Raw genomic sequence first — 25,654 nt, forward strand, 5'->3', positions numbered from 1 at the left:
AAAGTGAATCCGGAAAAGGTCGACATGGCAAGCCTTGCAACAGGGTCTCACGGCAGCGCTTCAGTGCCAGAGAGCGAAAAATCTGATCCTAAAAAACAGGACCCCGGAGCACGCCAGTGAAGTTGGCGCACTTTTTCATTGACCGCCCGATTTTCGCCGCGGTCCTTTCCATTTTTTTCGTGCTTGTCGGCACCATTGCGCTGTTCCAGCTGCCGGTGGCGCAACTGCCCAATGTTGCGCCACCCACGATCGTGGTCAACGCGAGCTACCCGGGCGCCAATGCCGTTACGGTAGCGCAAACGGTCGCGACACCGATTGAGGAGGAAGTGAACGGGGTTGAGAACATGCTTTACATGTCATCGCAGTCCACCAGCGATGGCCAGATGAACCTCACGATTACGTTCAATCTCGGAACCGATCTCAATCAGGCGCAAGTACTGGTTCAGAACCGCGTCGCGGTAGCAGAACCCAGACTTCCTGCCGAAGTACGGCAGAACGGCATTACCACCAAAAAGCGCTCCCCGGATCTCACCATGGTTGTGCATTTGTTGTCTCCCGACAATACGTATGACCAGCTTTACGTCGGGAACTATGCCAATTTGCAGATCAAGGACGTGCTGGCGCGGGTTCCCGGCGTGGGGGACGTGCTGGTGTTCGGTGCGCGTGATTACGCAATGCGCATTTGGCTTGATCCTGGAAAAGTAGCCCAGCGCAACCTCACCGCCAGCGATGTGGTCGACGCTATCCGCGAACAAAACGTGCAAGTGGCTGCGGGCATTATCAATCAGCCCCCGGGCCCGAACACTCGCGAGCTGCAGCTCAGCGTCAATACTTTGGGCCGCCTGTGGACCGAAAAGCAATTCGGTGACATCGTTATTAAATCCGGAAATGACGGCGAGGTGACCTATCTGCGCGACATCGCGCGCATCGAGCTTGCCGCCCGCGACTATTCAGTAAACAGTTACCTCGGCGGCAAACCCGCTGCCGCGTTAGTGATCTTCCAGCTCCCTGGCACCAATTCGCTGGAAACAGCCAAGGCGGTACGCGCCACCATGGCAAAACTCAAAGAACGCTTTCCCAAAGGCCTCGATTACCGCGTGGTGTATGACACCACCCTTTTCGTTCAGGAATCCATCCAAGCGGTCATCGAGACCCTGATCGGCGCCATTCTTTTGGTGGTGTTTGTCGTCGTCACGTTTTTGCAGACCTGGCGCGCTTCCATAATTCCATTGCTTGCGGTGCCGGTCTCGCTTATCGGTACTTTTGCCGCCATGGCCGCGCTCGGATTTTCGCTCAACAATCTTTCGCTATTCGGACTCGTGCTCGCCATTGGTATCGTGGTAGACGATGCCATAGTGGTGGTGGAAAACGTGGAGCGCAATATTGCACTTGGGCTTAAGCCCAGGGAGGCAACGTTCAAGGCAATCGATGAAGTCGCGGGGCCGGTGATTGCGGTTGCGGTGGTGCTCTCTGCAGTGTTCGTGCCCACAGCTTTCGTCAGTGGGTTAAATGGGCAGTTTTACCGGCAGTTTGCGCTGACCATAGCGGTGTCCACCGTCATATCGGCCTTCAATTCGCTCACCCTGAGTCCCGCTTTGTGTGCGCTGTTGCTAAAGCCACACGGTGCAGAAAAAGATTGGTTCACGCGCTTTTTGGACCGCACGTTCGGCTGGTTTTTCCGCTCGTTCAACTGGGCTTTCGAACACAGCAGAAATGGTTACACGCGATTGGTCCCCCGTGCAATCCGCATGAGCGCAATCATGCTGGTCATTTATGCGGGACTGCTGGGCACTACTTGGCTGGCTTTTACTCGAGTACCTGCTGGCTTCATCCCATCGCAGGACCAGGGCTACCTCATTGTCTATGCGCAACTTCCCGACGCAGCATCGCTTCCCCGCACCGACGCCGTGTTGAAACGGGTGTCGTCGATTATTCGAGGTACTCCCGGTGTGCTTAACACTGTCGAATTCGCGGGTTTCGGTGTCGTGAGCTTCGCCAATACGTCAAATACCGGAACCATTTTTGTGCCGCTGAAGCCGTTTGCCGAGCGTGAGCACGATCCCGATCTGTCCGGCGAAAAAATTGCGGTGGTGCTTCGCAAAAAATTGAGCGTTATTCAGGATGCATTCGTGGGTGTATTCTTGCCGCCGCCCGTGCGCGGAGTGAGCACGTTGGGCGGCTTCAAGATGCAAATCCAGGACCGGGGCGGAGCCGGCCTGCAGGCCCTGCAAGCGGCCGCGGAAAAGCTTGCGGCTGCGGCCAACCGTCAGCCGGGCTTGCAAGGCGTGTTCACCAGCTTCCGGGCCAATGTGCCCCAGCTTTATCTGGATGTAGATCGAGTCAAGGCGAAATCCATGCAGGTACCCTTGAGCGATGTTTTCAGTACGCTGCAGATTTATTTGGGTTCTTTATATGTGAATGACTTCAATCTCTTTGGCCGTACTTATCAAGTGCGGGTGCAAGCGGATGCGCCGTACCGCTTGAGCGCCGACGATATCCGTTTGCTGAAGACGCGCAACGCGTCCGGTGAAATGGTTCCTCTGGGAACGCTCATGACGGTCAAGGAAGTTACCGGCCCGGACCGCGTCACGCGCTACAATCTGTTTCCCGCGGCGGAGCTCAATGGCAACATCGCTCCCAGCTTGAGCTCCGGCCAGGCAATCGAAATTATGGAGAATCTTGCAAAACAACAGCTTCCTAAGGAATTCGGCACGGAGTGGACCGAACTTATCTTCCAGCAGATTCTTGCAGGCAACAGCGCCATCATCATCTTTCCGCTGTCCGTGTTGTTTGTATTTCTGGCGCTTTCGGCTCTGTACGAGAGCTGGTCACTGCCACTCGCCATAATTCTGATTGTGCCCATGTGCTTGTTGTCTGCGATCACCGGCGTATGGTTGCGCGGGCTCGATAATAATATCTTCACCCAAATTGGGTTTGTGGTGCTGGTTGGACTCGCGTGCAAGAACGCAATCTTAATTGTCGAATTCGCCAAACAACACCAGGAACGCGGCTTAAACCAATTTGATGCCGCGGTTGAAGCGAGCCGATTGCGCCTGCGGCCGATACTGATGACCTCTTTTGCCTTTATCTTCGGTGTTCTGCCTCTGGTATTTTCAGTAGGGGCGGGTGCCGAAATGCGCCGGGCGCTCGGCACGGCGGTATTCAGCGGCATGTTGGGTGTCACGTTCTTCGGGATATTTCTGACACCGGTTTTCTATGTGGTTATCCGCACCATTGTTGAGCGGCGCAAAAAGCAAAGCGCGATGCCGGCCCAGGCCAAACCGGATTCTCCGGCGGCAGGCGCCGCCAGCGAGGGAGCCCCGCCGGATAGGCTATAACGAGTCGCGCCGGTTTGCTTGCGGCGGGCAATCGCGGTCGTTACTTCCGCCAAAGCTAATATGTTGAATCCCGGTCCCAAGTTAGTTCCAGTATTTCAAGGGATGGGCCAAATGTAATTCGGTATTCGCCGCATTGGTATCTGTTTTCTGTTCAATGGCTTTACGTTGCCGGATTGATTTTCCAGTTTTGTACCCAATCTAAGTCAAATTAATCCATGCTGAACAACGCTAATTTGCATTATTGGGAATATCCTATGTATGAAATTGAGCAAGTAATGTTGAATGAGAATGCCCAAGAAGAAGGAAATTACATCCACGACCTGTCGCCGGGAGATGGTGATCTGCTCGATGCTTATTCTCAAGCGGTGGTTGCGGCCGTGGACAAGGTGGGTCCGTCAGTAGTGAAAATCGACGTTAAGAAGAACGCGTCCGCAACTCGTAAAGTTTCTCCAAGAGACGGGATCCAGGGCAGCGGGTCGGGAGTCATTTTCACACATGACGGTTTCATACTGACCAACAGCCATGTGGCCTCTCGCGCAACAGAAATAGACGTCGTGCTTACCGACGGCCGCGTGTTCCAGGCCGATGTTATTGGGGACGATCCGTACACGGATTTGGCGGTAATTAGGATATCTGCGCCAAACCTTTTACCCGCGCAACTCGGCGAGTCCCGCTCAATAAGAGTGGGGCAGCTTGCCATTGCCATCGGCAACCCTCTTGGTTTCCACTGCAGCGTGACCGCTGGCGTGGTGAGCGCGTTGGGGCGCTCGTTGCGGGCGCAATCAGGCCGCCTGATTCATGATGTGATTCAGACCGACGCCGCGCTCAACCCCGGAAATTCGGGCGGACCGCTGGTAAATTCCAAAGGCGATGTCATTGGCATTAACACGGCGATCATTTTGCCGGCACAAGGCATTTGCTTTGCCATCGCGGTCAATACTGCCAAGGTAGTGGTAACCCAGCTATTAAAACACGGCAAGGTCAAGCGCGGCTCCGTCGGCGTGATCGGACAAAATGTAGCGCTTCCGCGGCGGGTGGTGCGGTTTCACGGTCTTTCCTCGGAGAACGGAATTCTAGTCGTTGCAGTCGAACCCGAAAGCCCCGCGCAAAAATCGGGAGTCCAGGATGGCGATGTGATCATCAGCTATGACAGCAATACCATTGCAGGAATCGATGACTTGCATAAACTGTTGAGTGAAGACCGCATAGGCAAGCATGCAGAGCTCAGAGTATTGCGCCGAAACAATATCGTAACGATGTCGATAAGCCCCGAAGAATTAACGCCGAAATAGCGCCGTCGAAGGAGCGGGGTGAGAGGGTGCGCGGAATAAAATCGCTGCATAACTCTGAATTATCCGCTTGCAGTTCGGGATCTGGCTCGATAATCAGTATTGCGTCTGCCCTACAGAGATCTCAAGAAATCCAGCAGTGCTTCGCGATCTCCGCCGGAAAGCTCATAAAAATTTCTGGAACTGCCGCTTGCTTCGCCGCGATGGCGGCGAATCGCGTCGGCGAATGTGACCGAAGCGCCATCATGCATCAAGCGGGTACGCAATCTTACGCCCCATAACGGGGCCGTCCGCACTTTGTTTCGCGTTGCCTGCAAGCGCTCGAATGAGAAGTTTTTCCATTTGATATTTCGAACACTACGGCCGTAGTGTTCTTCAACAGCCATAACGATCCCGTCGCCCGTTCCGACGTCGTGAAGCAGAAAGTCCGAGAACGGATGAAACGTCTTTCCTCCCAGGGCCTCAGGAATCGTATACGTTCCACCGTTGATTTTCGTTCCTGGGGGAGCCGTTTGCAGCGTTTGCACGTGGCAGGTGGCGCAACCGATTTTTGCGAATAGCACGGAGCCTCGTTTGGCTTTCGGTGTCCGTGCCAGCACCGTGTCACGCGGCGGGGCTTTAGTGGAACGAATGAAACGGACAAAATGATCCACGTCATCCATTCCGTCCTGATCCGGCGTGCTGTTCGGTTCACCTACGGTGTTGCACAAGTTCGTGATCTCGTCCGGAAATAACCTGCTTGTGATTCCCATCTCATTCAGGTAGGAATCTCCCGAGAAGGATAGGAGACTGGAATGCTGGTTTTTCCAGCCGAACCGCCCGACGCCGGTATGCCCGGGAGCTTCCACGACAGGGACCCACAGCACTTGGCCGCAGATTTCTCCATCGCTGCTTCGACATTGCTTGCGGGATAGTTGAATCAGGGTTTTATCGGCGACGGCCTCGACGAACCCGTCGCCCAGAAGATTTAGTGAGATGCGAGTTGTACGAATGTTTTCCGATTGCGGCACTCGTTCATGGATTTCTGTGGTGGGAAAACTTTCATTAGGACAGATGGCGCGGTCGTTCACCAGCGTACGGCCACTGATGATTTCGGCCCCACGGGCAATCGGAATCCTGGGATTTTGGAAACGATGGTCTGGACCAAGACGACCCGCACGTAATTCCGTAACCTGGCTTGCGCCACCGGATTTCGGATCCTGGTGGCATTCGCGACAGGACTGTGCATTGTAGAGAGGGCCCAGACCGTCTTGTACCGTATCAAATTCCTCGAACCTTTCCTGGTCGGCCTGGTGGGTCTCGTCGTTCACCACGCCGTTGCTTCTGTCATCGAAGCCGGTGGGTGCTTCCGGGGGCATATCGGCGATGGAAGCGAAAGCAAAATAAAGACTAGTAAATGCCAGCCCTATTCTCATGCGGCGCTTCATTCCTCAAGCACAGGATCATTGTAAATGACGCGCCCCGTTTCTCGTTGCCGGGCAGCAAGGCGGTGGGGGTAAAATACATACTTTTGGTTCTGCGGTCAACGCGTGAGCCGCTTCGACCCACGGCGATAAAAATACGATCAGGAATACGTTTGATAATGGTATTTGAGTAATTTAGCGCCGATTGGTGTAACAGAAGCATTAATTGTTAATTCGCACCTATAGACCTGTGCCTTTCGCATATTACAGCAGACTTAATCGGGCGCAACAGCGAATTTACCGCAACAGCGACCGGGTTACCACAATAAATTTGCCTGAATCCGGCTTTGATCCGTTGCTCGTGAATCTTAGAAATAACCTGAGCCGCGATCGGCCAAGAGACGTGGAAACTGTTTGCCAACAATTGCTAAACCGTTTGACTGTCGCGCTGGATGTCGCCGGACTGCGAGTTAAGGTTTACGCTACACGCCCCCACGGAACTTGGGGCGAACTGCATGGACTGTACACTGTCGCCGGAGGCCGCAATTTGGCGCGAATCGAAGTTTGGATGCGAACTGCGCGGCGCAAGCAAATAGTGGCGTTTCGAACTTTCCTTAGGACATTGATGCACGAGTTTTGCCATCATCTCGACTACGAGCTGCTTAAGTTGCCGGATAGCTTCCACACCCAGGGGTTCTATCAACGTGAGTCGAGCTTGATCGGTCAAATTGCCCCGAGGGGCAATTCCGATGCCTGAACTAATCGATTGCAGATCCTTGACGGAAAGGCAGCCCGGGATGCGCAAAGTTAGGGTTCTTTTTGTTTGTACGGGTAATATCTGCCGTTCGCCAATGGCGGAAGTAGTGTTCAGGCGCTATGCGGAGCAAGCTGGACTTGTCCGTTCCCTGACGGTGGATTCAGCCGGGACTCATGATTTCAACGTCGGGCAGGAACCCGACGATCGTGCGCGCAGCGTTGCTGCAAGCAGAGGGTACGAAATGAAAGGCATGCGCGCGCGTCAGGTAAGGCGAGACGATTTCAAATATTTTGATTATCTTCTGGCAATGGACGAAGGAAATCTGGCGGTCCTGAGAGAGCTTTGTCCTTCGAACTACTTGCGCAAGCTTGGGTTGTTCATGCAGTACAGCGCCAAATTCCCGGGCCTGGAAATTCCTGATCCATACCATCGTGGCAGCGCCAGCTTCGAACGGGTATTGGATTTGGTGGAGAACGCCGCCATCGGCCTGCTCGATCATATACGACGCGAACTAACCGCCGAAACCGCAAACGGGCAGTGATCTTTTCAAAACCTTTCTTGCAAATGGCGCACGAACGTTTCTATGCCCTGCAACAGCATTTGTATTGCGATCGCGGTCAGTATCAAACCCATCAGGCGCTGAAACGCCATAATTCCACGTTCTCCGACGAGCTTGCTGATGCGTTCACCCAAGACCAGGACCAGTGCAGAAATACCGATTGCAAGAGTAAGCGCCCCGATCCACTCGATAATTCGCGAAGGCTCTTTTGACACTAGGAGCAACACAGTAGCGAGCGCTGACGGCCCGGCGATGGAAGGAATGGCTAGCGGCACGATAAAAGGCTCACCTCCGACGCCTTCCCCAAAAATTCCTTCCGGGTGCCGGAATATCATGCGTAGCGCGATCAGGAACAAAATTACGCCGCCAGCAATGCCAAGTGACGCATCTGTGAGCTGCAACAAGCGCATGAACCATACACCGAAAAACATGAAAGCGAGCAGCACGACATACGCGATGCCACATTCCCGAAGAACAACACCGGACCTGCGCGCGCTTTTGGTACTGGCTAGCGCCGCGATGAATAGCGGGATGTTGCCAAACGGGTCTACAACGAGCAGCAGTAGAATCGTTGCCGAAACGAAGGATATGTCCACGCTCCGCCCGAAGGAAATATGAACCTACTTGCGCGTTTCCACCTGTTCCAGCTGCTCATCGTCGCCAAGAATCTGAACGGGTCTGACGCGCCGCACCCTATGCGGCGATTCGATATCCTGCGATTCGATTGCCGTGATAACGGCTTTCTCGGGGCTCGTTTCGATTTGCACCAACTCGCCGGGTTCCCCGGATTGATAGAGCTCCGCGAGAACTTTTGCCGGCGTCGGGGCTTCGCTGATTTGCACATTGTCCTGCACATTCTGAACAGGTGCAGGCTGCTGAACCTCAACAGGAAGGCTCATGTTGTTTGCCGGCCTGACCTCGTCAGTTTGCTGTGGCGGCGCATTTTTGGATTCTGAATAGTCCGGCTCTGAAACGGATGTCACCGGGGCGGTGGACGTCGGTTTGGCCACATGCTGTACCGTCGAGGCCTGTACGTCTTTACGCTCGCCCCGGTCGCGCCTGCCCCGCCTGCCGCGCCGACCTCGATACTCGCCCATGTCTTGCGGCAAATCGGGCTTCGCAGGTTTTGCCACAGTAGGTTCTAATTTCGGCTCAGGCCGTTGCTGCACCTGTTTTTGCCGCAGCAGGTTGTCCGCGCGGTCATGCGAGCGTTGCCGTTGCGGCGGCTGAATTCCCCTTGGCGCAAATTTGCTCTCAGCGCGCTCTTTTTGCGCTTGCCGCTTCTCAAAGCGCTCGCGCCCCCGTCCGCGCATGCGCTCAGGTATTTTGGGCTTTTCAACTACTTTTTCCTTTTCCTCGGCCTTAAACCATCCGAGAATTTTTGTAATAAGCGTACGCCCGCCAGGTCGCATGACCGGGGCGGGCTGGCCTATGGCAATGCCTTGGACTGCGGCTTGCGGGCGAGGAGGCTTTGCCTCTTGTCCCGCGGCCGCAGGCGCGGTCTCCGCAATCGGTGCTTCGACCATTTTATAGCTCGCCGCAGGCTCGGCCTGTGAAGCTTCGTCGTGGCGCAAGCGCGAGACGTTATAGTTCGGCGTTTCCAGATGGATGTTCGGGATTAGCACTACGCTAACCCGAAAACGGGCTTCGATGGTGTGGATCTCCGAGCGCTTTTCATTAAGCAGGAATGTCGCTACATCGACCGGAAGCTGGGCGTAGATCACAGCACTATTCTCTTTCATGGCCTCCTCCTGAAGAATTCTCAGGATGTGCAGGGCTGACGATTCCGTTCCGCGGATGTGCCCGGTGCCGTGACAGCGCGGGCAAGGCATGTGGCTGGTTTCGCCCAACGAGGGTTGCAGCCGTTGGCGTGACAATTCCATTAGGCCGAAACGCGAGATTTTGCCCATCTGCACACGTGCGCGGTCGTAGCGAAGCGCTTCGCGCAAACGATTCTCTACTTCGCGCTGATTGCGCTGGATTTCCATATCGATAAAATCGATTACGATTAAGCCCCCCAAGTCTCGCAGCCGCAATTGGCGGGCAATTTCATCAGCCGCCTCAATATTGGTATGCAGTGCCGTCTGTTCGATATCAGCTCCACGTGTTGCGCGCGCCGAGTTCACATCAATCGATACCAGTGCCTCGGTGTGATCTATGACAATGGCACCACCGGAGGGCAGGAGAACCTGACGCGAAAACGCGGTTTCAATCTGATGTTCGATCTGAAAACGCGAGAATAGCGGCACATCGTCCTTGTAAAGCTTAATGCGGTCGACATTGCTCGGCATCACATGACTCATGAACTGCCTTGCTTGATCGTAGATAGCCTCAGTGTCAATTAAAATTTCGCCGATCTCTGGATGGAAATAATCGCGAATGGCGCGGACAACGAGACTGCTTTCCAGGTAAATCAGGGAAGGGGCCTTTTCCTTTTTAGCGGCGTTTTCTATGGCCTCCCATAACTGCAACAGGTAATTTAAATCCCATTGCAATTCTTCGAGGCTTCTGCCGATGCCGGCGGTCCGGCCGATGATGCTCATGCCTTGGGGAACGTTGAGCTGCGCCATTAAGTCTCGCAGTTCATTTCGCTCCTCGCCTTCAACACGTCGTGAGACGCCTCCGCCTCGGGGATTATTGGGCATGAGCACCAGATAGCGCCCGGCGAGGCTTATAAAGGTAGTAAGCGCCGCGCCTTTAGTCCCGCGTTCATCCTTGTCCACCTGGATGATGAGTTCTTGTCCTTCGCGCAGCGCATCCTGAATGCGCGCACGCGCCGGGTCGACGTTATCTCCGGGTTTGAAATAGGAACGGGCGACTTCCTTAAAGGGTAGAAACCCATGTCGTTCGCCGCCGTAATCAACGAAGGCGGCCTCTAAGCTGGGTTCAATGCGGGTGATCGCACCCTTGTATATATTGCTTTTGCGTTGCTCTTTACCTGCGGATTCAATATCGAGGTCAATGAGCTTTTGACCATCGACTATCGCGACGCGCAACTCCTCGGATTGCGTCGCGTTAAACAACATGCGTTTCATTTTCTGCTCTCCCGCGCTCTGCACGGGCAGGGCAAACCCTACGCGGTTATAATAACGCCATGTATCGAGTCTTCGTCATGTGCACGCCATAATTCCGGTTTGACTTTAACGTACGGACAATTCACTCAACGGGTTTGTCAGTAAAATCCTGTTTATCCAAATGGTCAGGACTTGAAAATCTGCTTGGAGCGCGTATCTCGTTTGCTCGCGCTACTTTGAAATCTGGTGAGCGGAGTTAACCAGCTGTCAGGTTTATCTAATGTGTTCAAGTACTTAACTTTGAACCATGGGGCTGAATGAACGCCTTTTGCGCCAGCCCTCTAAACCAACGCCCACAGTATAAGCAAAATGAAGGATTTAAGTAAAGCTTCGGCTTCGCGCAGGAGCATTGAAGAAGACAGCGAAAATCAGCGCATCGACAATTACTTGTCGAAGGTTTTAAAAGGAGTTCCTAAAAGCCATATTTACCGGATACTGCGCAGTGGGGAAGTCCGCGTAAATGGGAAACGCATCGAGCCGAATTACCGATTAAAAATCGGCGACACTTTACGCTTGCCGCCTGTTCGCACCGCTAAACCTGTAAAACAGGCCGGGAATGCGTTTCCAAACCTGCGGCTGGAGGTATTGTTTGAAGACGACGTGCTGCTTGTCATCAATAAACCCGCCGGTGTCGCGGTGCACGGCGGCAGCGGGGTCAGCAGCGGGATTGTCGAGCTTCTGCGCATGCGCAAGCCCAAAGCTCCTTTTTTAGAATTGGTGCATCGGCTCGACCGTGAGACGTCTGGCGTATTGCTGCTCGCGAAAAAAAGGAGTGCGCTTATTACACTCCACCAAAGGTTGCGCGAAGGACAGGTTGAAAAACGCTATCTCGCGATGGTCAAAGGCAGGTGGATTAATCAAAAGCAGAGCGTCGAACTTCCACTGCATAAATACGTGACGGCCGCCGGCGAGCGTCGAGTTACCGTGAATCCGCGCGGCCAAGCCGCACATACCCTGTTTTATCTGCGCAAGAGCTGGCAGGAATTCAGCTTGCTTGAAGCAGAGCTTAAAACAGGACGTACCCATCAAATTCGCGCGCATCTTGCGCACCTGGGATTTCCGATTCTGGGTGACCCCAAATACGGTGATTTTGCGTTAAATCGGTTTTTGGCGACAAGGGGTCTAAAACGCATGTTCTTGCACGCCTTCAGGTTGGTGGTCCAACATCCGAGAACGGGCCAAGCCTTGCGCCTGGACGCGCCGTTGCCAACGGACTTGGAGCAGTTTGTCGACGAACTGGGACGACCAATGTGATAACAGCATACAAATGTCGAAGCGATTCGCGAGCGAGAACATTGGGGACTCGCGGTAAATATTCGCGAGCGACGGGACCAGCCGGTGAGAGTATGCCGAGCCGCCAAGCCCCGACACCTTAACCCCAATCGCTGCCTAATTATAGTACGTTGAGGCTAACACATAGTGAATCGCACGCGCGGATTCGAATGAGGATGAATTTCGAGACACTTCCGGGTTATACTTAAATTGTTTTACTCGATTTTCTTTTACCGCGGTCGGGTACTTTGGACCAGAATGTCACACGCGTTCGTCTTGGATGAGAAGAACGACTGGGTCTACGTCTTTATCAAAGAGGATTGAGGCATGCCGGAAAACAATTTCCCTGACAGCAACTGGGAACGCCAAGTCATAGAAAAACTCGCGTATTCGGCGCTGCAAGAGCAGCGCAGGGCGCGTCATTGGGGTATCTTTTTCAAGTTACTCCTCTTTATATGGCTGTTTGGTATGCTTTTTCTCATAGTTGGCTGGCTGGGAAAAACCGAAGTGCCGCTTGCAGGCAAGCACACATCGCTCGTTGATCTTGATGGGATCATAGCGCCTGACACCGATAACAGCGCCGAGAATATTATTTCCGGGTTACAGCAGGCATTTAAAGACAAGAACACAAAAGGCGTTATTCTGCGTATCAACAGTCCTGGCGGTAGTCCCGTGCAGGCAGGTGACATAAATGACGGGATTCGTAGGCTACGAGCGAAATATCCGGATATCCCTATATATGTGGTCGTAGATGACATCTGTGCGTCGGGGGGCTACTACGTTGCGGTGGCCGCAGACAAGATATTTGTTAATAAGGCTAGCATCATCGGCTCGATCGGCGTGCTGATAGATGGCTTCGGGTTCACCGGAACAATGCAGAAGCTCGGCATTGACCGCCGTTTACTTACCGCGGGGGAAAACAAGGGTTTTCTTGACCCATTCTCTCCGTTAATTCCGGCACAGAAAGCGTACGCACAAAAGATGCTTGACGAGATTCACCAGCAATTCATTCAGGTCGTTCGGCAAGGCAGGGGTAAACGCTTAAAGGAAACTCCAGACCTGTTCAGCGGCCTTGTATGGACAGGCGAGGAAAGCGTCAAGCTAGGATTGGCTGACGGCCTGGGTGACGTAGATTATGTTGCGCGCGAGGTCGTTAAGGCAGAAGAGGTGGTCGATTACACGCCGCATGAAAGTGTTGTCGAGCGTTTTGCACGGCACTTTGGCGGCGCGATGGGCAAGGCGCTGTTAGGCAGTGCGGGCTGGTCCCTGCGTTAGCCCGCGTAGAGCAAAAAGACCGTGGGCCGTTTGTTGATGTCCGGCGGCGCACTTTTCCAGTCGCCGATACGTTTGGTCGTGATGTTCTCGGTTGCGAGCGAAATATCGGTGGCAAGGCATAACAAGGTGCCTTTGTCGCAGAAATGGAGCAGGCTTTGCAGTAACTTGGCGTTGCGATAAGGTGCCTCGATGAAAATTTCCGTTTGGTCGAGGATTTTCGATGCCTTTTCAAGTTCCGCGATTTTCCGTGCTCTTTCCGCGCTGTCAACCGGCAAATAGCCGTGAAACGCGAAGCGCTGACCGTTCAGTCCTGAGGCCATCAGCGCCAGCAATATGGCCGAAGGACCGACCAACGGCACCACCCTAATGCCGTGGGCATGCGCCAGCGCTATCAAGTTTGCACCGGGGTCCGCCACGGCGGGGCAACCGGCCTCGGACATCAAGCCTAGATTCTTTCCCGATAGTAACGGTTTAATTAAATCTGTTAGCTCGGCAGGCCGCGTGTGCTCGTTGAGAACACTGAATTTAATGGTTTGCAACGGCGCGGAAACGCCCAATCTCGCGAGACATTGTCTCGCGCTTTTCGCGTCTTCCACGATGAAAGAATCGAGCTTGGAAATAACGCGCTTAACGCCATGCGGAACGACCCAAGAAATATCATTGTGCCCAAGCGGCGCGGGGATGAGGTAAAGCGTACCAGGCATTTAAAGCGGATCCACACCTTCGTTTTTCAACATTTCGACCAGCGCGATAAGCGGCAACCCGATCAGTGCCCAGGGGTCTTCGCCATGCACCGCTGCGATTAGCGCGATACCCAATCCTTCCAATTTGGCACCACCGGCACAGTTAAAGGCCCGCTCTTTATCCAGGTAATTGCCAATCTGGGAATCGCTCAAGCGGCGGAAGCGTACCTGATTATGAACGACCTTGGTTTGGGTTTGGCCCGTTGTGGTGTTAAGCAGACACACAGCAGTGTAGAACTCTGCGGTCTTTCCGCACATCAATTGCAGCTGCTTAAACGCGTTTTCGCGCGTGTGAGGTTTACCAAGTCGCGTCCCATCGAGAGCAGCAACCTGGTCGCAACCGATGATAAGCGCGCGCGGCCACTGACTGCCGACCTTGAGCGCTTTAGCCTGAGCGAGCCGGGTTGCAGTTTGCGCAGGTAATTCGCCTTGCAAAGGCGTCTCGTCAACATCGGGTGCCGCAATAGAGAAGGGGAGCAGGAGACGCTCAAGCAACTCGCGCCGGTAGGGGGAAGTCGATGCCAAAACCAGCAGCGGCATGCTCAAGTTATGCTCGTATATCTTTGACAGGGAACCGCAAAAATAATAACATGCGCGCCTTATGTCTGAACAGATTATGATCAATAGTCTGGAATTTTCACGCGGTGCTGAAGTTTTGCGTGGTAAAATATCAAGCGGGAAATTGGAGCGGTTGAGCGACTATCTGTACTCTACTCAGGGCCCCATTGAGTACGAGTTGAGTGGAGCCGTCGACCCCGACGGAAAATCGCTCCTTCATCTTGCGATCAGAGGCAAACTTTACCTCAAGTGCCAGCGCTGCCTCGAAAAATTAGAGCATGATTTGGATTTGGTTTCAGATCTTTTGCTGATTGAGAATGAAAAGCAATTCCCAGAAATTACTGACGAGAGCGAGGGTACAGATTGCATATTGGCCGATACGGAACTAAACGTTTTGGCCTTGCTTGAGGAAGAAATTATATTGAAACTGCCCGTTTCACCCAGGCATGACGCAGCATGTGGCGTGGCTAGCTTTGCCAATAGCAAAAATGTCCAGTCGGTTTTTGCGACTCTCGCAGCGCTGAAAAAATCTACAAAATAACGAGGAGTTTTTATGGCAGTACAGCAGAACAAAAAGTCTCCGTCCAAACGCGGCATGCACCGCGCCCATGATTTTTTGGCAAACCCGCCGCTGGCGGTCGAGCCGACGACAGGGGAAGTGCATTTGCGCCACCATATCAGCCCCAACGGCTATTACCGCGGAAAAAAAGTAATGCCCGGCAAGGGCGAATAGTCGTATTCATTTCTTGCCGCTCCTCTGCCAGCACCGGTAATGGACATCACGGTAGCAATTGATTGCATGGGCGGTGACCATGGGCCCTACGTTACTGTACCTGCCGCAGTAAAATTCCAGCGAACATCTCCTGATTCCCACATTATTCTAGTGGGGCTGCGCGAGCTTATTGAGCCTGAGCTGCGATTGGCCCATGCCGAGATTAGCCCGCGTCTACGCATCCATCATGCCAGCGAAGTAGTGACCATGGACGAGCCGCCGCCGCTCGCGCTGCGCGGCAAAAGGGACTCTTCGATGCGTGTGGCGGTAGATCTTGTAAAGTGTGGTGAAGCTCAGGCCTGCGTCAGCGCGGGCAATACAGGCGCACTGATGGCGATTTCCCGATTTGTGCTTAAGACCCTGCCAGGCATCGAGCGTCCGGCGATCGCGTCCATCCTTCCCACACTACAGGGGCGTACCTGCATGCTCGACTTGGGTGCAAATGTTGAATGCACCCCCCAGCAATTGCTGCAATTTGCAATTATGGGATCGACATTGATGTCGGCGGTCGGGCATATTGCAAAACCCAGCGTCGGACTGCTCAACGTCGGAGAAGAAGACATTAAAGGGAGCGAGGTGGTTAAGCAGGCTGCGGAACTGCTGCGCAACAGCGGCCTTAACTTTTACGGCAACATCGAGGGCGACGACATTTACAAGGGGACCACTGACGTTGTAGTTTGCGACGGTTTCGTCGGCAACGTGGCCATCAAAACCTCTGAAGGGCTGGTGCAAATGCTGTCCACATTTCTGCGACGTGAAATCAAGCGCAATATATTCAACCGCCTGACGGGATTGATTGCGCTTCCGGTGTTCAATGCCTTCAAGCGTCGCGTCGACCATCGGCGATACAATGGCGCCAGCCTGCTGGGTCTGCGCGGCATCGTGGTGAAAAGTCATGGCTCTGCCGACACCTTTGCATTTGAATATGCGGTCATGCGGGCTGCAGAAGAGGTTCGGAACGGTGTTCTGCGGCATATTAGCGAACGCATGGCGGTGATTCATGTAGGGCACCCCTGATGTATTCGCGAATCGCAGGTTGTGGCAGTTATCTGCCCGAAAAAATAATCACCAACCACGATCTCGAGGCCATCGTTGACACTTCGGATGCGTGGATTTTTAGCCGTACGGGGATCCGCCAGCGGCGTATCGCGGCAGAGAACGAAAAGGCGAGCGACCTCGCCTTTCATGCCAGCAGGAAAGCCATGCAGGCGGCACACGTAAGGTCCGACGACATTGATCTGATTATCGTCGCAACCAGCACTCCGGATATGATTTTTCCCAGCACCGCTTGCATCCTGCAGGCCAAGCTGGGCATTAAAACCTGCGCGGCGTTTGACATCCAAGCCGTATGCAGCGGTTTTGTGTATGCACTGGCCACTGCTGATTTGTTTATTCGCTCGGGAAAATCCCGCTGCGGCTTGGTTGTCGGCGCAGAAGTGTATTCACGCATCCTCGATTGGTCGGACCGCGGCACATGCGTCTTGTTCGGTGATGGCGCCGGCGCGGTGGTCGTGAACCAAAGTAACGTGCCTGGGATTATCTCCACTCATCTTCATGCGGATGGAAGCTACCACCAGCAGCTTGCGGTACCGGGAAGCATTGCCGACGGTAAAGTAACGGGCAACCCGCACGTGGTGATGGACGGCAATGCCGTGTTCAAATTTGCTGTCAAGGTCATGAGCGAAATGGTGGACGAAACTTTGGCAGCAAACAATCTTAAAAAAAGCGATGTAAGCTGGCTAATTCCTCATCAGGCAAATATACGTATCATCCAGGCTACCGCAAAGAAGCTGGGTTTGAGCATGGATCGGGTCATCGTTACAGTCGACCGTCATGCAAATACGTCTTCAGCTTCAATTCCCTTGGCACTGGATGACGCAGTTAAGGACGGGCGCATCAAGGCCGGAGAACTTATTTTGATGGAAGCAGTCGGTGGCGGGTTTACTTGGGGTTCAGTGCTTTTGCGTTGGTGAGGACCAGCATGAGGTTTGCGTTCGTATTTCCAGGGCAAGGTTCGCAATCGGTGGGCATGATGCGCGGTTATTCGGATTTACCCGCGGTGCGCAGGACTTTTGAAGAAGCGTCAAATATCCTGAATCAAAATATGTGGATTCTTGCCGAGAACGGTCCGGAATCGGAGCAGAATTTAACGGTGAATACGCAGCCACTGATGCTGGTAGCCGGCGTTTCAGTGTACCGGGCTTGGGAACAGCTGCAGGGCGCGGAGCCGGTGTTGCTGGCGGGCCACAGTTTGGGGGAATACTCTGCCCTGGTAGCGAGTGGCGCGATATCTTTTGTCGATGCGTTACCGTTGGTGCGTTTTCGGGCTGAAATTATGCAACGGGCGGTACCTGACGGCACGGGCGGGATCGCCGCGATCCTGGGATTGGAGGATGAACAGGTGCGCTCCGTATGCCTTGAGGCGGCGCGTGGCGAAGTGTTGGAGACGGTGAATTTCAACTCGCCGGGACAAGTGGTGATTGCAGGCCATAAATCGGCAGTACTGCGAGGTATAGAGACGGCCAAAGCCAAAGGCGCGAAGCGCGCAGTACTGCTACCAATGAGTGTGCCGTCCCATTGTTCCCTGATGCGTGAAGCCGCGAACCAGCTTAAACAGCGCTTGGAATCTGTAACATTTACCAAGCCGCGAGTTCCAGTGATGCAAAATGCGGATCTCGGCACTCATTTACAGCCAGACACGATCAAGGATGCCTTGGTGCGGCAGCTTTATAATCCGGTGCATTGGGTTAAAACCATTCAAGCTTTAATGCGGGATGGCATTACCTATGTCGCCGAATGTGGACCGGGCAAAGTTTTGACCGGACTGAATAAGCGTATAGCAGCAAACCTGGGAATGACGGCATTGGTTGACACTACCAGCCTAAAACAGGGTTTGACCGTGATGGTATAGGGTGTTGTAGTCGGGGATCTAATTGAGCAACTCGATGATGCTGGATAAGCAAATTGCGTTAGTCACCGGCGCAAGCCGCGGCATTGGCCAAGGAATTGCCGTCGAACTTGGCGGGCAAGGAGCAACGGTAATCGGCACTGCGACCAGCGCAAACGGCGCTGAATCCATCAACAGTTACCTTGCCGCAAACCGTATGCGGGGTCGGGGGGTCGTTTTGAATGTTAACGAGGGCGACAAAATCCAGCGGCTGGTGGCGGAAATACAGCGCGATTATGGAGCTATTTCAATCCTTGTGAACAATGCCGGCATTACCCGCGATAATCTTTTGCTGCGAATGACGGACGACGAGTGGGACCAAATCATGTCCACCGACTTAAAATCGGTATTCAGATTATGCCGAGCCGTATTGCACGCGATGGTAAAGGCCCGCTATGGGCGGATCATCAATATCACTTCGGTTGCAGGGACGATGGGCAATGCAGGGCAAACCAATTATGCCGCCGCGAAAGCGGGAGTCTCAGGCTTTAGCAAAGCGCTGGCGCGCGAAGTGGCAAGCCGGAATATCACGGTCAACTGCGTTGCACCCGGCTTTATCGACACCGACATGACACGGGCACTGAGCGAGGCCCAGCGGCAGGCTCTTACCCAGCTTGTGCCGTTAGGACGGTTCGGCCGAGCAGAAGATGTTGCTGCCGCAGTCGCGTTTCTGGCATCTTCCAGAGCGGAATATATCACCGGCAGCACGATCCACGTCAACGGCGGCATGTACATGGATTAAATGAGCCTTTTAATTGTAATTTTATAATCAGCGCAAATTTGGTAAAATGCGACAGTTTGTAAAAAAAGCGATACTAGATTGAGCAGTGATTAGGTTCAGATTCCTCAACACCACAGAAACGGAGGGGGATTTAGATGGAAAACGTAGAACAGCGCGTTAAGAAGATTGTTGCCGAGCAACTGGGTGTTAACGAAGCTGAGGTCAAGAGCGAATCGTCATTCGTGGATGATCTTGGCGCCGATTCGCTGGATACGGTGGAGCTGGTAATGGCGCTGGAGGAGGAATTTGAATGTGAAATCCCGGATGAAGAAGCGGAGAAAATCACGACCGTACAGCAAGCCATAGAATACATCAAGACCCACCTAAACTGATTTCCACGTCCTAAACCTTTTGCACCTGGAGCAAACTTGTCCAGACGGAGAGTTGCCGTTACCGGCCTCGGCGTTGTATCTCCTGTCGGAATCGGTGTTACAGATAATTGGAAAAACATCGTTGCAGGAAAGTCGGGGATCACCAGGATTACTCGATTTGATCCATCAGCGCTCAGTTGTCAAATTGCAGGTGAAGTAAAGGGTTTTGACCCAGGCCGATATATCGCCGCCAAAGAAATCCGGCGGATGGATAGATTCATCCATTTAGGACTGGCGGCAGGCATCGAGGCAATCAAAGATTCCGGCATCGATATCACTCCGGAAAATGCAGAGCGCATTGGTGTCAATATAGGGTCCGGCATAGGGGGGCTGCCCCTGATCGAAGACAATCACCGCGCATTGCTGAAAGGTGGTCCTCGCAAGGTCTCGCCGTTTTTTATTCCGGGCACTATCATCAACATGATATCCGGCAATCTCTCCATCATGTTTGGCCTGAAGGGACCGAATTTAGCTATCGTCACCGCATGTACCACGGCCACGCATTGTGTGGGTGACTCAGCGCGGCTGATTGAATACGGCGATGCCGACATTATGATTGCGGGCGGTGCCGAATCTACGGTGACTGAACTAGCCATCGGTGGTTTTGCGGCGGCCAAGGCCCTCAGCTCGAGAAACGACGATCCCGCTACCGCAAGCAGGCCATGGGACGTTGGGCGCGATGGTTTCGTGCTGGGAGAGGGGGCGGGCGTTGTAGTGCTGGAGGAAATGGAATTTGCGAAAAAACGGGGTGCCCGCATTTACGCCGAACTCGTCGGCTTTGGCATGAGCGCGGATGCTCATCACATAACCGCGCCGTGTGAAGACGGCGACGGCGCGGCGCGCTGCATGGTCAACGCTTTGCGGAACGCGGGCATCAACTCCGATCAAGTTGATTACATCAATGCCCATGGCACGTCTACGCCGCTGGGCGATATCGCCGAAACCGTGGCGGTCAAACGATGCTTTGGCGATCATTCGAGAAAGCTCGCCATCAGTTCCACCAAATCCATGACCGGCCACCTGCTGGGCGCCGCCGGAGGAGTGGAGGCGGTTTATACGGTTTTAGGCCTGTATCACCAAATTGCCCCCCCAACGATCAATATATTTGAGCAGGATCCGCAGTGCGACCTGGATTACGTTGCCAATACTGCGCGCAACATGAAAATGCAAGTCGCATTGTCAAACTCCTTTGGCTTCGGTGGAACCAACGGGACTTTGATATTCCTTAAAACCTAGCCACCCCGTATTTCGCGGCTTTCGGTTAAACTGCGGGCGTTCCTTTCTTGCTCCGGAGCCGCGGGCTCGATGCCGAACCTATGGTGCTGGTAAACGGTCGTCAAACCGATCTTGTAGATGTATGTGACCGTGGGCTCGCCTATGGTGACGGGGTATTCCGCACATTGCGTATTAATGCTGGGAAAGCAATTTGCTGGAGGCGCCACTTTCAGAAGCTTCAGGACGATTGCAGGATGCTCGGACTGCGTTGCCCAAGCTATGCCGATCTAAGCAAGGAGCTCGAGCAAGTTGCGTCCATAGCGCCCGATTGTGTGCTGAAAATCATTGTCACTCGCGGTTCAGGCGCGCGAGGCTACCGTGTGACCAGTGAAATGCAGCCTACGCGCATCGTCATGACGAGCCCGGTTCCCGACTTTCCGGCAAGTTATTATGAGCAGGGGGTACGCTTGCGGATATGCGATTTAAAATTGAGTTTGCAGCCGCGTCTTGCCGGTATCAAGCACCTTAACCGACTCGAGAATGTAATGGCCAGGCAAGAATGGAATGACGCATCCATTGCGGAGGGGCTACTTCTCGACAGTGAAGAATTTGTAATCGGCGGAACTATGACTAATGTGTTTATGTTCAAAGCTAATGAATTGTGGACGCCTGAACTTACCCGTTGTGGCGTTGCGGGCGTGCAACGCAAACGGGTTATGGAGCGGGCGGCCGTCTCGGGCATACCTTGTATTGAGCGCCATATTTCATTGGAGGAGCTATTGCAAGCAAATGAAATATTTCTTACCAACAGCGTGATCGGCGTGTGGCAGGTCGGCGAAATAGGGAACATCCGCTGGAAAAAAGGCGAGTTTACACCGACAGTCAGACAATGGCTTGATGAACCCCGTGATTAAGCGCTTAACTAAAGTCCTGTTGCTTCTCGCATTGGCTGTTTTCGCCACGTCATCAGCCTGGCTGCTTTATTATGCGAATACACCTCTGCAATTGCCCCGCACGCCGTTACAATTCAGTTTGAAGCAAGGTTCCAGTTTGCGCAGCGTGGCAAAACAACTGACTGAAATCGGAGTACTAGACCACCCGTGGAGTTTCGTTATTTTGGGAAGGGTATTGGGAAAAGCGGGAGAAATAAAAGCCGGCAGTTATGAGCTTGCACGCGATCTGAGCCCTTACCGGTTGCTCGGCAAGCTCACCCAGGGCGACGTTACGTTGCGGGAAATAGCCTTCATCGAAGGTTGGACATTTAATCAATTGCGCGAAGCGCTGAATAAGGATCTGGATATCAAGCACGACAGCGTTAACATGGGTGAGCAGGAAATTTTGAAGCGTATTGGCGCCACTGAAACGTCGGCAGAGGGGCTGTTTTTCCCGGACACCTATTTCTTTACCAGCGGCGTGAGCGATCTCACGATACTTAAACGCGCATATCGGACCATGAAGTACAACCTTGCCGCAGCGTGGGAGACGCGCGCCGAGAATTTACCGTTTTCAGATCCCTACCAAGTCCTGATCATCGCTTCCATCGTCGAAAAGGAAACCGGTCGATCCACCGACCGAAGTATGGTTGCGGCAGTTTTAATTAACCGCGTGAAATTGGGCATGAAGTTGCAGGCGGATCCCACCGTGATTTATGGTATGGGCGATAAATTCGACGGCAACCTGCGCAAGCGGGATTTGACCGGGGATACCACATATAACACCTATACCCGAGAAGGATTGCCGCCCACGCCTATAGCTTTGCCGGGACTTGCATCGATCGAAGCCGCCCTCCATCCGGCCAATAGCAAGGCCCTTTACTTTGTTTCAAGGGGTGACGGCACGACGATATTTTCGAACTCGCTCGAGGAACACAACCGCGCCGTGACAAAATATCAAAAAAGCGGCCATCGCAACCAACATAACGGAAAATGACGATTGAGTTCAGCAGATCCAAAACTCAGGGGGAAATTTATCACTCTCGAAGGATTGGACGGCGCGGGCAAAAGCACTCACTTGCCCTGGATCGCTGCTGAACTGCGCGCGTACCAACCCGATGTGGTGGTTACTCGCGAGCCGGGCGGTACACCGGTCGGTGAAATGCTAAGAGAAGTTCTGCTTAAACAGGCCATGCACCCTGAAACCGAAACACTGCTCATATTTGCGGCGCGTCGTGAACATCTTGATAAAGTCATCCTTCCCGCATTAACACGCGGAGCGTGGGTCGTCTCCGACCGTTTTAGTGACGCGAGTTTTGCCTATCAAGGCGGGGGCAGGGGCGTGTCCGCAACGAAACTCGAAGTCTTGGAAGGATGGATTGACCAAGGCCTGCAACCGGACGTTACTTTGCTTTTCGACGCGCCTGCTGCAATATGCAGACAACGACTTTCTCAAAGTACCCGATTTGATCGCTTTGAGCGCGAACACGAAATGTTCTTTGAGAACGTGCGGACTGCATACCTTAGACGGGCTGCCCGGTTTCCAAAGCGATTTCGTGTCATCAATGCTGCAGATACGCAAGACAATGTTAAGAAACAACTTAAACAACTAATTACATCGATTTGTTTATGAACGTATATCAGTGGCAAAAAGAAACGTGGAAAGAACTCGTTTCATCCGGCCGCGGCCAACCTAATGCGCTACTCCTGAAAGGCCGTAGAGGCATCGGCAAACTGGATTTTGCACGCGCATTGTCGCAATACCTGCTGTGCGAAGACCGGGTGGCATCTGGCGCCCCATGCGGTAAGTGCCAAGGATGTTTATGGTTCGCAAAGGGTAATCATCCGGACTTTCGCTTGGTGCAGCCAGCGGCCTACGGCGAGGGGACAGAAACGCACGAATCCGAAGAAAGACCCAAAAACGAAGAAAAAAAAGAGGGTAACCAGATTGAAATCGAACAGATACGTGGGCTGGACGATTTTATTAACCTTAGCAGTCATCGAAACGGCTATAAAGTCATTCTGATTCATCCGGCCGAGGCGATGAATCTACATGCGGCAAACGCTTTACTGAAGACCCTGGAAGAACCTCCTGCTAATACAGTGTTCATTCTTGTATCTCATAGACCGCAGCGCTTGTTGCCAACCATAGTCAGCCGTTGCCGCAGTGTTGCGATGCCGGTTCCAACCCGGGAAGTAGCACAAAATTGGTTGGCGCAACAAGCTATCGCTGAATATGAAATCGCCCTTGCGCAAGGCGGTTACGCGCCGCTTGCGGCGCTGGAAATCGCCAACGGAACAAATCCCGAGCAACGCAGAGAATTTTTGCGGGGCATCGTTGCGGCCAATCAAGACCCCATTTCTCTTGCGGAAACTGCCTGCGAATACCCGCTCTCGGATGTCATAAACTGGCTGCAAAAGTGGATTTGCGATTTGGTCTACTGCAAATTTACCGGTGAGGTCCGTTACCATTTGGATTTTACGGAAACGGTGCGCAATCTGTCCGCAAGCACAAACGCATTGCGCTTGATGCGTTATTACCGTGAGCTCCTGGCGGCGCAGCGCACGCTACACCATCCGTTAAATTCGCGGCTGGTAGTGGAGCAATTGGCTATATCCTATTGTAGATCAGTGTTTAATGCGTAGGGGGACTTATGAGCGATACACAAAAAGTACAAGCAGCGGAATCCAGGCCCGACATACTCTCCTTGAATATTAAAGAGAAATCCGCCTTGTATGCCGCGTATATGCCCGCATTGAAGGGCGGCGGCATTTTTATCCCAACCAACAAAAACTATCGCATTGGTGATGAGGTCTTCATGCTTTTGCATCTCTTGGGCGATCCCAATAAGTTGCCGGTTGCGGGACGGGTCGTATGGATCACACCCGCGGGAACACAAGGCAACAAAGTCCAAGGCGTAGGCGTGCAATTCAACAATGACGAAAGTGGCGCCGCGGCGCGTATGAAAATAGAAAGCTTGCTAGGCGGATATCTGCATTCCAGCCGGCCTACGCATACGATGTGAATCAATCCAGTCCTGCATTCAGGATGTTTATTGATTCGCACTGTCACATCAATTTTCCAGAACTCGCCGGTAGGGTCGGCGAAGTTATGGCAAAAATGCACGACAATCAGGTTAGTCACGCGTTGTGTGTGGCGGTCAATTTCCCGGAGTTTCCGCAGGTCCGGGCACTCGCCGAGCAATATTCCAATATCTATGCCTCAGTCGGTGTCCACCCCGATTATGAGCAGGAAGGGGAGGTCGAGGTTGAAGAGCTGTTAGCCCGGACAAATCACCCTAAAGTCATCGCCATTGGTGAAACGGGTCTGGATTATTACCGGCTGAAAGGGGACCTCGAATGGCAAAAACAGCGCTTCCGTAACCACATACGGGCTGCCAAGCAAGCGGGCAAGCCTCTCATTATCCATATGCGCGAGGCCGCCAACGATACGCTCCAAATCATGCAGGAAGAAGGAGCAGGCGAAATCGGCGGTGTCATGCATTGCTTTACCGGAACTTGGGAAACTGCCCAGGCTGCTATGGCTATGGGTTTCTATATTTCGTTTTCGGGAATCGTTACCTTTAAGAATGCTGCCAAGGTTCGGGAAGTGGCTGAGAAAGTGCCGCTTGAGCGCATGCTGATCGAAACCGATTCCCCATATTTGGCGCCGGTTCCATTTCGTGGCAAGATCAACGAACCTGCGTTTGTGCGGCATGTGGCGGAGGAAATTGCCCGGCTTCGCCATTTGTCAGTGGACGAGGTTGGCGCCGCGACCACAAAAAACTTTTTTCAGCTTTTCAGGCTCCACTAAATCTCACCCACATCTACCTGTTTGACCTATAGCGTCGCTGACTAATTTATTTCGGCAGTCCGAGGTCTGCCAAAGGTTTCCTGCTGAGGGGAGGCATGTTACGTGTAACAAATAATAAGCAATGTCGTCAACAAAGGGGGCTATATGGACTTACATAGCGCAGTGAAAGGCTGGCATGAAGAAAGCAGGCTTTTTTGGAGCCGTATACAGACCGCTTCAGCGATAGAGGTTGCGGTGCTTGCAGGCTGGTATCACATTTGGTTCAGCTACCACCGATTCTTATCTAAGGAGCTTCTGGGATTACTACTATTGCTTGTCGGGACCATACTGCTTGTCTTTATATGTTTGCTGATGAGGCAGGACTCTAAAGCAATGGACAAATATAATGGGGGCGCAGAGGGGGCAATAGCGGAACCCACAGCCATCTTCTGTCGCATAAAAGGGCGGCATTTAGGTTATTTCATGGTAATTTTGCTAATTGCTTGTAACGCGTTGTTGATTGCTTACAGTTTCTACAGCATGGGGCGGATGGTTGGTGGGTCTTACGATTTTAC

25 protein-coding genes and 1 pseudogene are annotated in these 25,654 nt (G+C 53.3%); 21 read left to right on the top strand and 5 right to left on the bottom strand.

What is annotated here, in order from left to right; translation table 11 throughout:
- Positions 1-116: 116 nt before the first annotated feature.
- Together VLV32_10415 and VLV32_10420 are read left to right on the top strand one after the other, a co-directional pair.
- A complete protein-coding gene (locus VLV32_10415; protein ID HUL42298.1) occupies positions 117-3,338 on the top strand; it encodes a multidrug efflux RND transporter permease subunit in 3,222 nt (1,073 codons plus the stop codon).
- A gap of 215 nt (positions 3,339-3,553) precedes the next feature.
- Positions 3,554-4,630, top strand: a complete 1,077-nt coding sequence (locus tag VLV32_10420) for a trypsin-like peptidase domain-containing protein (GenBank protein HUL42299.1) — start codon at positions 3,554-3,556, stop codon at positions 4,628-4,630.
- Positions 4,631-4,740: 110 nt separating this feature from the next.
- On the opposite strand, the gene VLV32_10425 is transcribed toward VLV32_10420, so the two are convergent.
- Positions 4,741-6,042, bottom strand: coding sequence for a di-heme oxidoredictase family protein (locus VLV32_10425; GenBank protein ID HUL42300.1), 1,302 nt, complete (start codon positions 6,040-6,042; stop codon positions 4,741-4,743).
- 319 nt (positions 6,043-6,361) lie between these two features.
- Between VLV32_10425 and VLV32_10430 the strand changes: the two genes are divergently transcribed.
- Both VLV32_10430 and VLV32_10435 read left to right on the top strand, forming a co-directional pair.
- On the top strand, positions 6,362-6,787 hold the full coding sequence (locus VLV32_10430; protein HUL42301.1) for a hypothetical protein: 426 nt from the start codon (positions 6,362-6,364) through the stop codon (positions 6,785-6,787).
- A gap of 40 nt (positions 6,788-6,827) precedes the next feature.
- Positions 6,828-7,328, top strand: a complete 501-nt coding sequence (locus VLV32_10435) for a low molecular weight protein-tyrosine-phosphatase (GenBank protein ID HUL42302.1) — start codon at positions 6,828-6,830, stop codon at positions 7,326-7,328.
- A 5-nt stretch (positions 7,329-7,333) separates the two neighbouring features.
- Here VLV32_10435 and VLV32_10440 read toward each other — a convergent pair whose 3' ends face one another.
- Positions 7,334-7,942 (bottom strand): MarC family protein, encoded by a 609-nt coding sequence (locus tag VLV32_10440; protein ID HUL42303.1) that lies wholly within the window; start codon positions 7,940-7,942, stop codon positions 7,334-7,336.
- 24 nt (positions 7,943-7,966) lie between these two features.
- On the bottom strand, positions 7,967-10,381 hold the full coding sequence (locus tag VLV32_10445; GenBank protein ID HUL42304.1) for an Rne/Rng family ribonuclease: 2,415 nt from the start codon (positions 10,379-10,381) through the stop codon (positions 7,967-7,969).
- A gap of 348 nt (positions 10,382-10,729) precedes the next feature.
- On the opposite strand from VLV32_10445, the gene VLV32_10450 reads away from it, so the two are divergent.
- Together VLV32_10450 and VLV32_10455 are read left to right on the top strand one after the other, a co-directional pair.
- Entirely contained in the window at positions 10,730-11,674 is a 945-nt protein-coding gene (locus VLV32_10450) for an RluA family pseudouridine synthase (GenBank protein ID HUL42305.1), read from the top strand.
- A gap of 345 nt (positions 11,675-12,019) precedes the next feature.
- Entirely contained in the window at positions 12,020-12,967 is a 948-nt protein-coding gene (locus VLV32_10455; protein HUL42306.1) for a S49 family peptidase, read from the top strand.
- On the opposite strand, the gene VLV32_10460 is transcribed toward VLV32_10455, so the two are convergent.
- Positions 12,964-13,671 carry an SAM-dependent methyltransferase gene (locus tag VLV32_10460; GenBank protein HUL42307.1) on the bottom strand — a complete coding sequence of 236 codons (708 nt, stop codon included), beginning with the start codon at positions 13,669-13,671 and terminating at the stop codon, positions 12,964-12,966. The genes VLV32_10455 and VLV32_10460 overlap by 4 nt on opposite strands.
- Positions 13,672-14,250 carry a Maf family nucleotide pyrophosphatase gene (locus VLV32_10465; protein ID HUL42308.1) on the bottom strand — a complete coding sequence of 193 codons (579 nt, stop codon included), beginning with the start codon at positions 14,248-14,250 and terminating at the stop codon, positions 13,672-13,674. It lies immediately after the preceding gene.
- Positions 14,251-14,311: 61 nt separating this feature from the next.
- Between VLV32_10465 and VLV32_10470 the strand changes: the two genes are divergently transcribed.
- The 15 genes and pseudogenes from VLV32_10470 to VLV32_10540 form a co-directional block, all read left to right on the top strand.
- Positions 14,312-14,809, top strand: coding sequence for a YceD family protein (locus VLV32_10470; protein HUL42309.1), 498 nt, complete (start codon positions 14,312-14,314; stop codon positions 14,807-14,809).
- A gap of 12 nt (positions 14,810-14,821) precedes the next feature.
- Complete coding sequence (rpmF, locus tag VLV32_10475) at positions 14,822-15,001, top strand: 50S ribosomal protein L32 (GenBank protein HUL42310.1); 180 nt, start codon at positions 14,822-14,824, stop codon at positions 14,999-15,001.
- A gap of 39 nt (positions 15,002-15,040) precedes the next feature.
- Positions 15,041-16,033 (top strand): annotated as a pseudogene (gene plsX / locus VLV32_10480) (phosphate acyltransferase PlsX).
- 23 nt (positions 16,034-16,056) lie between these two features.
- The gene (locus tag VLV32_10485) at positions 16,057-17,013 is read left to right on the top strand and encodes a beta-ketoacyl-ACP synthase III (protein ID HUL42311.1); all 957 of its coding nucleotides are present in this window, start codon (positions 16,057-16,059) and stop codon (positions 17,011-17,013) included.
- A gap of 8 nt (positions 17,014-17,021) precedes the next feature.
- On the top strand, positions 17,022-17,951 hold the full coding sequence (gene fabD, locus VLV32_10490) for an ACP S-malonyltransferase (protein ID HUL42312.1): 930 nt from the start codon (positions 17,022-17,024) through the stop codon (positions 17,949-17,951).
- A gap of 34 nt (positions 17,952-17,985) precedes the next feature.
- The gene (fabG, locus tag VLV32_10495) at positions 17,986-18,729 is read left to right on the top strand and encodes a 3-oxoacyl-ACP reductase FabG (GenBank protein HUL42313.1); all 744 of its coding nucleotides are present in this window, start codon (positions 17,986-17,988) and stop codon (positions 18,727-18,729) included.
- A 134-nt stretch (positions 18,730-18,863) separates the two neighbouring features.
- The gene (acpP, locus tag VLV32_10500; GenBank protein HUL42314.1) at positions 18,864-19,100 is read left to right on the top strand and encodes an acyl carrier protein; all 237 of its coding nucleotides are present in this window, start codon (positions 18,864-18,866) and stop codon (positions 19,098-19,100) included.
- 36 nt (positions 19,101-19,136) lie between these two features.
- Positions 19,137-20,375, top strand: coding sequence for a beta-ketoacyl-ACP synthase II (fabF, locus tag VLV32_10505; GenBank protein HUL42315.1), 1,239 nt, complete (start codon positions 19,137-19,139; stop codon positions 20,373-20,375).
- 47 nt (positions 20,376-20,422) lie between these two features.
- Complete coding sequence (pabC, locus tag VLV32_10510; GenBank protein ID HUL42316.1) at positions 20,423-21,268, top strand: aminodeoxychorismate lyase; 846 nt, start codon at positions 20,423-20,425, stop codon at positions 21,266-21,268.
- On the top strand, positions 21,252-22,283 hold the full coding sequence (gene mltG / locus VLV32_10515; protein HUL42317.1) for an endolytic transglycosylase MltG: 1,032 nt from the start codon (positions 21,252-21,254) through the stop codon (positions 22,281-22,283). The genes pabC and mltG overlap by 17 nt, the downstream gene beginning before the upstream one ends.
- Positions 22,284-22,286: 3 nt before the next feature.
- Positions 22,287-22,919, top strand: coding sequence for a dTMP kinase (tmk, locus tag VLV32_10520; GenBank protein ID HUL42318.1), 633 nt, complete (start codon positions 22,287-22,289; stop codon positions 22,917-22,919).
- Positions 22,916-23,932, top strand: coding sequence for a DNA polymerase III subunit delta' (holB, locus tag VLV32_10525; protein HUL42319.1), 1,017 nt, complete (start codon positions 22,916-22,918; stop codon positions 23,930-23,932). The genes tmk and holB overlap by 4 nt, the downstream gene beginning before the upstream one ends.
- An 8-nt stretch (positions 23,933-23,940) precedes the next feature.
- Positions 23,941-24,312 (top strand): PilZ domain-containing protein, encoded by a 372-nt coding sequence (locus VLV32_10530; GenBank protein ID HUL42320.1) that lies wholly within the window; start codon positions 23,941-23,943, stop codon positions 24,310-24,312.
- A 23-nt stretch (positions 24,313-24,335) separates the two neighbouring features.
- Complete coding sequence (locus tag VLV32_10535) at positions 24,336-25,100, top strand: TatD family hydrolase (GenBank protein ID HUL42321.1); 765 nt, start codon at positions 24,336-24,338, stop codon at positions 25,098-25,100.
- A gap of 144 nt (positions 25,101-25,244) precedes the next feature.
- Positions 25,245-25,654, top strand: a 410-nt coding sequence (locus tag VLV32_10540) for a hypothetical protein (protein ID HUL42322.1), incomplete at its 3' end; no start/stop codon positions are given.

The sequence above is a fragment of the Burkholderiales bacterium genome, assembly GCA_035518095.1.
GTDB lineage: Bacteria > Pseudomonadota > Gammaproteobacteria > Burkholderiales > JAHFRG01 > JAHFRG01.

Bases quoted from the DNA above. Each gene is read 5' to 3' on its own strand.
- holB (HUL42319.1), top strand. From the start codon at position 22,916: ATGAACGTATATCAGTGGCAAAAAGAAACGTGGAAAGAACTCGTTTCA.
- VLV32_10435 (HUL42302.1), top strand. From the start codon at position 6,828: ATGCGCAAAGTTAGGGTTCTTTTTGTTTGTACGGGTAATATCTGCCGT.
- mltG (HUL42317.1), top strand. From the start codon at position 21,252: ATGAACCCCGTGATTAAGCGCTTAACTAAAGTCCTGTTGCTTCTCGCA.
- VLV32_10455 (HUL42306.1), top strand. From the start codon at position 12,020: ATGCCGGAAAACAATTTCCCTGACAGCAACTGGGAACGCCAAGTCATA.
- rpmF (HUL42310.1), top strand. From the start codon at position 14,822: ATGGCAGTACAGCAGAACAAAAAGTCTCCGTCCAAACGCGGCATGCAC.
- fabD (HUL42312.1), top strand. From the start codon at position 17,022: ATGAGGTTTGCGTTCGTATTTCCAGGGCAAGGTTCGCAATCGGTGGGC.
- VLV32_10465 (HUL42308.1), bottom strand. From the start codon at position 14,250: ATGCCGCTGCTGGTTTTGGCATCGACTTCCCCCTACCGGCGCGAGTTG.
- VLV32_10420 (HUL42299.1), top strand. From the start codon at position 3,554: ATGCTGAACAACGCTAATTTGCATTATTGGGAATATCCTATGTATGAA.
- VLV32_10425 (HUL42300.1), bottom strand. From the start codon at position 6,042: ATGAGAATAGGGCTGGCATTTACTAGTCTTTATTTTGCTTTCGCTTCC.
- VLV32_10445 (HUL42304.1), bottom strand. From the start codon at position 10,381: ATGAAACGCATGTTGTTTAACGCGACGCAATCCGAGGAGTTGCGCGTC.
- VLV32_10535 (HUL42321.1), top strand. From the start codon at position 24,336: ATGTTTATTGATTCGCACTGTCACATCAATTTTCCAGAACTCGCCGGT.
- VLV32_10470 (HUL42309.1), top strand. From the start codon at position 14,312: ATGTCTGAACAGATTATGATCAATAGTCTGGAATTTTCACGCGGTGCT.
- VLV32_10460 (HUL42307.1), bottom strand. From the start codon at position 13,671: ATGCCTGGTACGCTTTACCTCATCCCCGCGCCGCTTGGGCACAATGAT.
- VLV32_10450 (HUL42305.1), top strand. From the start codon at position 10,730: ATGAAGGATTTAAGTAAAGCTTCGGCTTCGCGCAGGAGCATTGAAGAA.
- VLV32_10485 (HUL42311.1), top strand. From the start codon at position 16,057: ATGTATTCGCGAATCGCAGGTTGTGGCAGTTATCTGCCCGAAAAAATA.
- fabG (HUL42313.1), top strand. From the start codon at position 17,986: ATGATGCTGGATAAGCAAATTGCGTTAGTCACCGGCGCAAGCCGCGGC.
- VLV32_10530 (HUL42320.1), top strand. From the start codon at position 23,941: ATGAGCGATACACAAAAAGTACAAGCAGCGGAATCCAGGCCCGACATA.
- acpP (HUL42314.1), top strand. From the start codon at position 18,864: ATGGAAAACGTAGAACAGCGCGTTAAGAAGATTGTTGCCGAGCAACTG.